This is a genomic window from Sulfurovum sp., from assembly GCF_036568385.1.
Taxonomy (GTDB): Bacteria; Campylobacterota; Campylobacteria; order Campylobacterales; family Sulfurovaceae; genus Sulfurovum.
Map to the genome: position 1 here is coordinate 39,097 of NZ_DATCSP010000061.1, position 10,161 is coordinate 49,257.

The window sequence follows — 10,161 nt, forward strand, 5'->3', positions numbered from 1 at the left end:
TAACCAACTTCCTGTGTATTTTGGTACAATAATACTATCCTCACCGTATCCCAAAGGAAGTAGACATGCAAAAAGAACCGCAACCACCATCAGAAGAGAACCGATCCGCTCCTTTCCCCAATATATGGGTGGTGCTTATTCTGATGATCATCGGATTTCAACTCTTCAACTATCTCTATGTCGATCAGCAGGGTCGTACACTTACCTATAATCAGTTCAAAGAGAAAGTCGAACAGAATATCATCAAAGAGGTGCGTATTGACGGGGACCAGGTCGTAGCCACGGTCAAAGGAGGTCTGGGAGAAAAGCCGACCTACCTAAAAACAACACTTCCTCCTTTCGAAGACAAGACTCTGCTGGAACTGCTGGAAAAGAACCAGGTGGAGATGCACATCAGGTCACAGAAAGAATCCGGTTTCTGGCTCTCCTTTTTGATGCTGCTGCCTCTTTTTCTCTTCCTTGCGTTCATCTTTTACAGTTCGCGTCGTCTCAAGGAACAGATAGGCGGCATGGGTGGCGGTGTGTTCGACTTTATGAAATCCACGGCCAAAAAATATGAGAAGCAAAAGGTCTCCGTGACCTTTGATGATGTGGCAGGGGTGGAAAATGCAAAGATCGAACTCTATGAGGTCGTGGATTTTCTTAAAAACCCTGAGAAGTATGAGAGGATAGGCGCCAAGATCCCCAGAGGTATTTTGCTGATGGGCTCGCCCGGAACAGGGAAAACCCTTTTGGCGAAGGCTGTGGCTGGGGAAGCGGAAGTCCCTTTCTTTTCCATCAGCGGTTCAGAGTTTGTCGAAATGTTCGTGGGGGTAGGGGCGTCGAGGGTGCGTGACCTCTTTAGAAATGCCAAAAAAGAAGCGCCCGCGATCATCTTCATTGATGAGATCGATTCCGTGGGACGTGCAAGAGGGGCTGGTGTAGGGGGAGGACATGACGAAAAAGAGCAGACCCTGAACCAGATCCTGGCCGAGATGGACGGTTTTGAGTCAGACGAGCAGGTCGTGGTCATCGCTGCGACCAACCGTCCTGATGTGCTGGACTATGCACTGCTGAGACCCGGAAGGTTTGACCGAAAGATCACGCTCACCCTGCCGGATGTCAAAGCAAGGGAAAAGATACTGAACATCCATATCCGAAAGGTCAAGACAGACAGCTCCGTAGACCTGGAGAAGGTAGCCAAGATCTCCATCGGGTTCTCCGGTGCGGACCTGGCCAACCTTGTCAATGAAGCGGCCATGCATGCAGCCAGGGAAGGGCAGAGCGTGGTGACACAGGATGACTTCATGTATGCGCGTGACCGTATCATCATGGGTGTGGAACAGGAGTTCGTTCTGGATGAAAAGGACAAAGAGAGGGTCGCGATCCATGAGAGCGGTCATGTGCTTGCAGCCATGCTTCTGGAGCATGCAGACCCCATTGAAAAGGTAAGTATCATACCAAGGGGTCAGGCACTGGGTATGACAGAACAGCTGCCTCTTAAAGACATCAAGAACTTTCCACAAGCCTATCTTCTCGATAAAATAGGGGTCATGCTTGGCGGAAGGGCTGCCGAACAGACACTGCTGGGTGACCTCTCTTCAGGTGCGGCCAGTGACCTCAAAGAGGCGACCAGTCTTGCAACCCATATGGTGAGCCAATGGGGTATGAGCGAGCTGATCGGACCGGTCTACTATCAAAAAGGCGAAGAGCATGTCTTCCTGGGCCGCGAAATGGCGATGCCGAAAGATTTCAGCGAAGCGACCGCCAAACTGATAGACGATGAAGTACGGAAGATCATTACGACAAAAGAGGAAGAGGTGTTAAAGCTTTTCGCTGCACACAAAAAAGAGATCAAGGCGCTTTCAGAGAGACTGGTGGAAAAAGAGCTGTTATACCTTGATGAGATCAAATCGATCGTCTCCCTGTAGCTCTGTGATCCTACAGAAGCATTTCACAGACCTTTATGGATGTGCTGCTTCTACAGGCTGAAAATGGTTGGTGACGTACGCCAACTCTATGATATTCTGCGCGATATACTCTATATCGTTGATCGCCTCCTCATCGGCCGCAAGCAAAAGCTGGTCACCCACTTCCAGTTTTGTGTCTTCAGAGGGTAAAAGGGTCAATGTGCTCCCTCTTTGCAGGAGGAGTACCATTGCTGCATTTTCTGCAGTATTATCTTCTCTTTTTAAAAGCAGATGCTTCAGAGTGACTGTTTTCTCCTCATGCAAGGACGTAACGATGGCAAAGGCCGATCGCTCGTCTATTTTCAGTTCATAGGTTTTCGGTTCACCGCCGATCTTCTGAAGCAGCTTTTCTATCAGCTCCGCTGCAGCATGCTCTGTCTCTTTCTTCATCAGATCCAGAAACCTGTCCGACATCGGATTGACAAGGGCATTGATCGTTTTATGGATCAGTATCCTTGAAGGCATGAACAAATAGTCGATATTCGAATATTGAAAGATCGAATAGTTCTCAAGCTCATTCTCTCTGGCAATGGTCAGGATATCCGGATTAAGTTTTTTCGCAGTTGCCAGCAAAGAGAGGTTGGTCGTGTCGTTGTTTGTTCCTGCGATGATGACGCTTGCTCCTCTGATCCCCTGTCCGATCAGAATATCTTTATCATCCGCATCTGCGATCACGATATCGTGTGTATTGGACTTAGAAATTTTCGCAGGATCTATTTCGATGAAACTCGCTTCAATGTTGTTTTTCTCCAGTACTTTATAGATCTCCTTGCCCATTCTTCCGTAGCCGCAAACGATGTATTTTCCTCTTGGAAGCTTCAAAGACTGCTTCTCCAGCGTATCGAGATTGAATATCCATTTGGCCAGCTGATGGATAGAAGGGGAGTTGAGACTCAGGTCTATTTGATTGGAAATGATATCAAAAGGGTTTTCTATGATCTCCACTCCTACGTCCTTGAGGTTTTCCGTGAGGTTCTTGGTAGTTGATTTGATGGCGAGAGGGACATCAGGATTGATAATTTTTGTGGTGATCGCGATCCTGAGGTTGAGGCTGTCATCTTCGAACAGTGAGACCAGCCCTTTGCAGTAGGGTGATTTGATACCCGCGGCCTCAATGGCATTCGGGTCATGGATGTCTGCCTGCAGTACATGTACGACCGGTGTATAGCTCTGCAGATGCAGCTCGCTTACCTTCTCTTCGTTCTTTTCGATCACTACGACCCTGAATCCCTTCTTCAGGGATTTTTCAATGATCTTTTTGGTCGTTGCGTTGTATCCGAGTATAATGAAAAAATGCTCATCCAAATGTCTGATCTGCCTGATAAACCGGCTTTTGGCTATCTCTTTGCGAAATACTTTATCCTGTATCAGCGAGATAAGCGAGCCTATACTGTAAAACCAGCCTATGACGGTCAGGTAAATGATCATGGAGACCCATATTCTCTGCTGATAACTGAACGTGTAGGGTGTTTCTCCGAATCCTATCGTCGTAGCTGTATAGGAGATAAAATAGAACGCATCAAAAATGGTCATCCGGTAAGGGTTGCCCTCGTTATCTATCCCGTCGATCGATACAAGTCCAATGATGGCGATCGTGTAGGTGACTATAAGTACCAAAAACGGGGCTCTCATCTTTTGAAGGATGAGAAACAAAGCACTGTTATTCACGCGCTTACCTTTTGGATTTTATCGTATCGCCGATATAGAGAATGACCGATGTGATGTTCGCCAAAAGCGCTCCACCGGAGAGTGAAATGATAATACCGATCATTCCTGCATCCATACCGCCGTTATACTCCGCAATGGTCCAGATCGTTGCTGCGGCGATCAGCTGGATATCTGCCACCAGTGATGTCGCCAAAAGCACGGAGCCCATCTGGGTTCTGTCCCCAAGCTTCAGCGTGGTCGCTATCAGGTTAACTACGATCGCTGCAAAAAGTTCAAATTTATGATGGTGCACCATAGAATCCATATCGCCATAAAAAAAGCCGAAATTCAATGTCATAGCCAGTATAATAAAAAATCCGGCCCTTACTTTTCCCAAATTCATATCTATTCTCCCGATCTGTTTTTTTAATTATACACTACATTGGGGATTATTGAAAATAAAGTTGAATTTCGCAAAAAATTTTATAGGGTGGGAAAGTGAGCGGGTGATAAAAAAAGCAGTGAAATGCTAGAGCAGGAAAGAATCTCCTGCTCTATAGAGAAAGTGTGTGGATCAGTTAAAATCAGGTTTTGGTGTTTTAAGTGTACTTTCCGGAAGCTGCGGATAGATGATCTCAGGTTTTTCACCTTTCAGCGCTTTCAGGAAGGTGACGATCTTTTCTGCATCCGCATCAGAGATATCTTTTCCAAGCTGTGTGCTTCCCATCTCTTTTACTGCTTCTGCCAGGCTCCAGATCTGCCCATTGTGGTAGTACGGTGCCGTTTCAGTGATGTTTCTCAGCGTCGGTACTTTCACCATGCCGTTCTTATCGCCTTTGAAGTCACCGACATTGGCAAATTTATATGGTTTCACCATTGGGAAAGGCATCATCGTTCCGCCCAGTGCTACACCGCTGTGGCATTGCGTACACCCTTGATCGATAAATACCTGAAGACCTTCTTTTTCAGCATCGCTCAAGGCATCGTCCTTTCCGTTCAGGAAGTCATCATATCTTGAAGGTGTCACCAGTGTTCTCTCATAGATACCGATCGTTGATGTGATCGTTTCAAAATCAACTTTGACATCTTTCCCGTATGCCTTTTTAAACTCCTCAACATACTCAGGAATAGAGTTGATCCTGTCCACTACGAGTGAAGCCGGTGAAGCCATTTCAGGCGCTGCCTGCATCGGTCCCTGTGCCTGATCTTCCAGGTGCGGACTTCTACCGTCCCAGAACTGCGCTTTGAAGAATACCGCATTGTATACGGTCGGCGAATTGAGGTGGTGCGGATTTGCTACCCACATATGTCCTACAGCTGCCGGAGCACCGTCCGCTCCCCCAAGTCCAAGATTGTGACAGGTATTACAGGAGATAATTCCACTTTTTGAAAGTCTCGGTTCAAAATAAAGCTTTTTCCCCAGTTCGACTCTTTCCGGTGTGATCGTACCGTTCGGATCGATCAGTTTTGAAAGCTCGGCTTTGTCAGCAGGGATCGGCTGAAGCCCCATTGTTTTTGCTTTTTCTGCCAGCTGACCGGCAAAAAGTACAGATGATGCTACCAGTGATGCAGCAATGATCTTAGATATTTTCATACATTCTCCTTATAAGTGTGATCAAATATTATATAGTTGTTAAACTTACAGCTTAGTAATAAAAATTATCATTTAATTAAGTTTTGTCTATATATTTTGATCCCCGTCAAAGTGCAATAAGACCTTTGCAATGATCCTGCAGTCATCTGTCTCATATACCAGATGGGAATAATCCGGATTGATGGATACAAAGAACGCTTTATTGTCTATGTTCGATGCTTTTTTTATCCACATGTTCTCATCTTTCTCGATCAGGAAAATGCCTTCATCTTCGAACTCTTTTTGGGAGAGGTCCGCTACGACCAAAGATCGGTCTTTTATCAGCGGCTGCATAGATTCCCCATGTACGGTTGAAACAAAAAGGGATTTTTGGGAGTATGGAACCTTCAGGAGGTCTGTCTGAAACTCCAACTCTTTTCTTACGGCATTTTCATCTATGATCTGATGATATTCCAGTTTAATTGTATCCATGAACGTTCCTTGATCTTGTTATTGTAGCTGAATTTACGCAATGCACTAAATTATGTTAAAATTCCACCTTTACAACAGGATAAAATGCATGGGAATTTTTGCTTTACAGTCACTTGCCGGAGGTTTTTTAGATGAAGATCTAAAGCATTTCAATAAGGTTTTTGATGATTGGTGTGTACAGTTCGATAGTCTGGAAGATGCACAGCTTATAGTAGATACCCTGGAACAGGGTGACAAGATCAAGATCGTAGAGATCACACCCCTGAGCTATCCAAAATATTTTTTCCCTGACCTGCAGGGTATCATCCACGCCACACGAGAGTATGAAGGAAAGATCATCTGCGTCGTTGAACCGCAAATGGGCATGGGCTTCCGCATAGCTGTCTGTGACTTGAAGACAAAAAAGGTGAGGGTGCTCCGTACACGCTACAAAAGCGCACCAAGTGTCGAAGGGGTATTTGCAAACCTCTCTTTTGAATTATGACATTGTTTTACTTTCTCGCTCTCAAACTGATTTTAAAGTCGAAAATCGCAGAATCTATTGAGATGTATGTGTTTGCAATATTAGATAGCAGCATCACTGTATTGAAACAGATCATTTTGTATCTAATACAGGCTTTTCGCGATACGGGTGATTCTTTAAACGTGTATCAGATCTTACAACCGGCTTTGCAATGCTTTTTGTATTATCCACCCAGTCGTCCCAGTTGAAATCTTCAATTACTTTGGCTTGGTAGCTTTCATGTAATGGATGACTCAGAATATCGTTCACATGTGTCCATTGATAGAAACGTAAAAGATCGACCTGGTAGGGAGTAGGGGTCCCTTTTGCATTTTTTACTTCTTGCTTCAGTGCAATGACATCCTGCATGTTAACTTTTGTTGTCCAATTGATTTTTTCGGGCAGCACAACCGGCTCACCGGGAATATTATTGATACCTTTCTTCCATGTCGCCAGAACGGCAACCTTGGTGTCTGTACGATACAGTAAAATGGCATGGTTATACTCTTTGTTCTTGAAGAATCCGAGATTGCCATATTGAAGTCGAGCACCGGTCAAGAAAGCCACAGCATCTGACCAGCAGGGACCGGTTCCGGAAATACCCTTGAGGACACTTCTATCTATAATGCCGTCAGGAAAAAGGATTTCAAATGCGACTTTCATGATGTTAGCTGCATGGGTGGTTCCTTCACAATCATGGCCGTGCCACTTGATCATATCCTTTATCGTTAAGGCATAAGTGTACGGGTAATATCTGCCTTGAGTTCCTTTTGTGGCAAGTATTTCAAAAACAGGTGCATAAGGCTTAGCCACCATGGGCGCATACCACGTGGGGACATTATCTGGTTGTGTTACACCGGTTTCTATGAATGTATTCACCCCTTGCTTATACGTCGGCTCCTGTGCGTATGCAGTATGATCACATAGTAACAAAATCAAGATTTGTGGGAAAAGTAATCGTATTTTCATGTGGAATCCTTTTATTGTTTATGAGTTCCGTGAATGTATACTTTCTTTACTGACATTAAAGTTCAGGCACGCAACCATTTACAAGCCCAATTACTTATTAGAAGTATTCATAGTATACAAGAAATAAATGGATAATTCAAGAAATATGGCAATGTAGTGAGTTATGGACATCAATGTCTATTTTATAAGACATCTTTCTCGTTCCCTATGTTTTGTTATTAATTTTCTAATCACTTATTGGTTATTCCAAACAACTTGGCACTTTGTTCCTCTGTGATCGGTATAAGAAAATCATCATTGATAATTGAATACAATTGCCTATGATCGGTTATATCTATTATCTCCGTATTATTTTTGCCTATTTTATGATAACTATGGTTTCTCAATGAAAGGGTGGTATCTTCAAGCTTTAAAGCAATCACAAGATTATTTACAAAAACTGCATTTGGATGATTCCAAGAATAAAAATTTCCCATGATACAGTCTGCCTGTGTATAGTGATGCAGATCGAACTTATACAAAGTAAAGTATCCTTGCGGGGTTAATACTTCTAGTTGAAAGTCATTGTCTTGATTTTTGATGATCCGATACTCTTGATCAGAATCATTTGATAGTTCTATTTTAACAGGTGCTTTAGGAGACATTGCACCAAAACCGGCATCAACGATATATTGATCACCATCCAACTCTAACAATGTAATACGATGCGTTCTTGGTGTATCTATATCTTGACCGTTCACTACTCTTGCTACCAACGTACGCACATCGAATCCTAATGATCGAAGTACATCGTGGATCAGTTTATTGTGCTCAAAACAATATCCGCCAAGGTTGTTGATCACAACTTTATTAATAATATCTTCTATTTCTAATGATATGGGTTGGTTTAACAGTACAGAAATATTGTTAAAACTAAAACGCTCAAGGTGTTTTTCCAGTATATCTTTCACTAATTGTAATGATGGTCGTACTTCTTGAATATATAGTTTTTTATAGTAAGGTTGAAAAATGCTCTATCCTTTTTTCGATGAATCATGCGTATAACGTCAACTATTTCTCTCTAAGTGGTTGTTTTTCTCGTTACATACCGGGAGATATTCATCGTTCCCTTCGTCCCGATTGGAACGAGGAGAAGCGACGTTTTGGCTGTCCGCGTGAATTTGCCTTGTTAGGCGATGTCAATGATTACATGTTTAATTGATCCTGCCCTTTTCCCTAGACGCGATCGTATCATTGGCTATTTATCGACCGAGATTAAGACCTCAAGACGCAAATTTTTCATCCTTGTCAAGCACCTATTGTTATTTTTTTCGTGTACGTTCTCATTCGGGCCGACAAAAAAGAAGCCATAATTTGGATGAGTACCATTAAGCCAACCTCGGACCGTATCTGAAACATTAATACCTGTCGGCGGATTTATTCCTGCTCCAGTATCCCATGATGATATCTCCTCACCTGCGGTCGTCTTCTCCTCTTCCCAAGGCTCAGTAGCCCGATATATTTTAGCTATACAGTTGCCACTGTTAGTGGCCGTGTCTCCTGCACTTATCTCAGTGATAGGGTCCCATTTCAACGTAGCCGCACCAAGCCCAACCTGTTTGAGTTGAGAAACATTGAAGCCAACGTGCCCTCTATAGGCACAATCAACATATTCCCAGCAAGCGCAGGGTTGGGTTCCTGCATCATAACGATGGGAGTAACCAACAATAGTTGAGTCATCTTCAGTTAACCCCGGATCACAGTTAGTACCCATTGTAGCAATGCAAGACCCTATGACGCATGTACTGTTATTATGTCCATTCCCACTCTTCCAGTTCACAAATCTCTTGCTATCTGGTTTTATAACGATGGTTTTAAACTCCCTAGTACAGCCAACATTAAATATAGTTAATGATGCGACTGCCACACATACGAAAAAATACTGAATAACATTCTTCATCTCGTTTCCTCCTTCATGAAGTAAATAACATTAAAAACCAAGTTCCCCTCGTCCCCAAGCTTCATCTTGGGGACGAGGGGAGAAAAGTTCAGCGTAGTATTAACATCACCTATGCTCTATGAGATATGGAATGAGTGAGAGTCAGTAGATCTGCTTGTCCTCTTTCGCATTCCATTGTTCAAAGATCTCTGCGCACGCTTCGTGATCGATCTGTTTGAGCACCACATCATTGTTTCCGCCCTTTATCATCTCGTAAAAACGTGCATCGTCGAAGCCGCCTTTGGCCGCATCCAGTTTGGTCGTACCGTAATAGACCGTCTCTATACGCGCCCAGAAGATAGCCCCGAGGCACATAGGGCAGGGTTCTGTGGTGGTGTACAGGGTACATCCGGAAAGATCGTAAGTGCCGAGCACCTGCGAGGCTTCCTTGATGGCGGTCATTTCGGCATGGGTCGTCGGGTCATTGGTCGCCAGCACACGGTTGTGGGCTTTGGCAAGGATCTTGTTGTCTTTGACAATGACGGCACCAAACGGCCCCCCTTCATTGGCATTCATCCCTTTTATCGCTTCGTCATAGGCTATCTGCATCCATTTATTCATGGTTAGATTATAGCATGATAATCATGGAACCTATATACAGAAACTGATTCGTTCTGTATCGGGAGATTTGGAACGGGTTAAGAGATCTGTTCTGCCAGATCATTATCCGTTGGATAGCCTGGAACGGCAAAACCATCCTCATCAAAATAATGTTTTCTGCCTGTATCCATACTGATGCATACCAGAGCGTACTCTTCGTCCTCGTGAATCTCTTTGATGATAAATCGATGACCCATTCTGGTCTTCCATCTCTGACCAGCTTTGAATTCTATAAACTCATATTCCATTGTTTTACTTACCTTACTTGGCTTGCCACGTTTGAGAAAGTAACACTTCTTCATCGCTATAAAGTTCGATCTGAAAAGTATCTCCTCTTTTATAATTCGCCACCCCTTTAGGTGTACCTGACATAATAACATCCCCATCCTCTAAGCTCATAAAAGATTGGATCTCTTCCAGCATCTCTAAAGGTTTATACATCATCAGTTCA

Annotated in this window: 12 protein-coding genes; 2 read left to right on the forward strand and 10 right to left on the reverse strand. The window is 43.8% G+C overall.

The features are described from left to right. The first annotated feature begins 65 nt into the window (after positions 1-65). Entirely contained in the window at positions 66-1,910 is a 1,845-nt protein-coding gene (gene ftsH / locus VIM88_RS06770; RefSeq protein ID WP_331862129.1) for an ATP-dependent zinc metalloprotease FtsH, read from the forward strand. A gap of 33 nt (positions 1,911-1,943) precedes the next feature. Here ftsH and VIM88_RS06775 read toward each other — a convergent pair whose 3' ends face one another. From VIM88_RS06775 to VIM88_RS06790, 4 genes are all read right to left on the reverse strand, one after another. Then, positions 1,944-3,617 carry a potassium channel family protein gene (locus VIM88_RS06775; RefSeq protein ID WP_331862130.1) on the reverse strand — a complete coding sequence of 558 codons (1,674 nt, stop codon included), beginning with the start codon at positions 3,615-3,617 and terminating at the stop codon, positions 1,944-1,946. A 4-nt stretch (positions 3,618-3,621) separates the two neighbouring features. After that, a complete protein-coding gene (locus VIM88_RS06780) occupies positions 3,622-3,999 on the reverse strand; it encodes a DUF6394 family protein (protein ID WP_331862131.1) in 378 nt (125 codons plus the stop codon). A gap of 171 nt (positions 4,000-4,170) precedes the next feature. Then, on the reverse strand, positions 4,171-5,190 hold the full coding sequence (locus tag VIM88_RS06785; protein ID WP_331862132.1) for a cytochrome-c peroxidase: 1,020 nt from the start codon (positions 5,188-5,190) through the stop codon (positions 4,171-4,173). 87 nt (positions 5,191-5,277) lie between these two features. Beyond that, complete coding sequence (locus VIM88_RS06790; protein ID WP_331862133.1) at positions 5,278-5,661, reverse strand: S24 family peptidase; 384 nt, start codon at positions 5,659-5,661, stop codon at positions 5,278-5,280. An 88-nt stretch (positions 5,662-5,749) separates the two neighbouring features. Here VIM88_RS06790 and VIM88_RS06795 point away from each other — a divergent pair, with 88 nt between their 5' ends. Continuing rightward, entirely contained in the window at positions 5,750-6,145 is a 396-nt protein-coding gene (locus VIM88_RS06795; protein ID WP_331862134.1) for a hypothetical protein, read from the forward strand. Positions 6,146-6,256: 111 nt separating this feature from the next. Here VIM88_RS06795 and VIM88_RS06800 read toward each other — a convergent pair whose 3' ends face one another. From VIM88_RS06800 to VIM88_RS06825, 6 genes are all read right to left on the reverse strand, one after another. Then, a complete protein-coding gene (locus VIM88_RS06800; protein WP_331862135.1) occupies positions 6,257-7,132 on the reverse strand; it encodes a formylmethanofuran dehydrogenase subunit E family protein in 876 nt (291 codons plus the stop codon). Positions 7,133-7,362: 230 nt separating this feature from the next. Beyond that, positions 7,363-8,082 carry an arylamine N-acetyltransferase family protein gene (locus tag VIM88_RS06805; RefSeq protein WP_331862136.1) on the reverse strand — a complete coding sequence of 240 codons (720 nt, stop codon included), beginning with the start codon at positions 8,080-8,082 and terminating at the stop codon, positions 7,363-7,365. Between the two features lie 287 nt (positions 8,083-8,369). Beyond that, positions 8,370-9,071 carry a DNRLRE domain-containing protein gene (locus tag VIM88_RS06810; RefSeq protein WP_331862137.1) on the reverse strand — a complete coding sequence of 234 codons (702 nt, stop codon included), beginning with the start codon at positions 9,069-9,071 and terminating at the stop codon, positions 8,370-8,372. Positions 9,072-9,212: 141 nt separating this feature from the next. Next, entirely contained in the window at positions 9,213-9,671 is a 459-nt protein-coding gene (locus tag VIM88_RS06815; RefSeq protein ID WP_331862138.1) for a nucleoside deaminase, read from the reverse strand. Between the two features lie 77 nt (positions 9,672-9,748). Continuing rightward, the gene (locus VIM88_RS06820) at positions 9,749-9,958 is read right to left on the reverse strand and encodes a hypothetical protein (protein WP_331862139.1); all 210 of its coding nucleotides are present in this window, start codon (positions 9,956-9,958) and stop codon (positions 9,749-9,751) included. 13 nt (positions 9,959-9,971) lie between these two features. Then, positions 9,972-10,161, reverse strand: a 190-nt coding sequence (locus VIM88_RS06825; protein ID WP_331862140.1) for a fumarylacetoacetate hydrolase family protein, incomplete at its 5' end; no start/stop codon positions are given.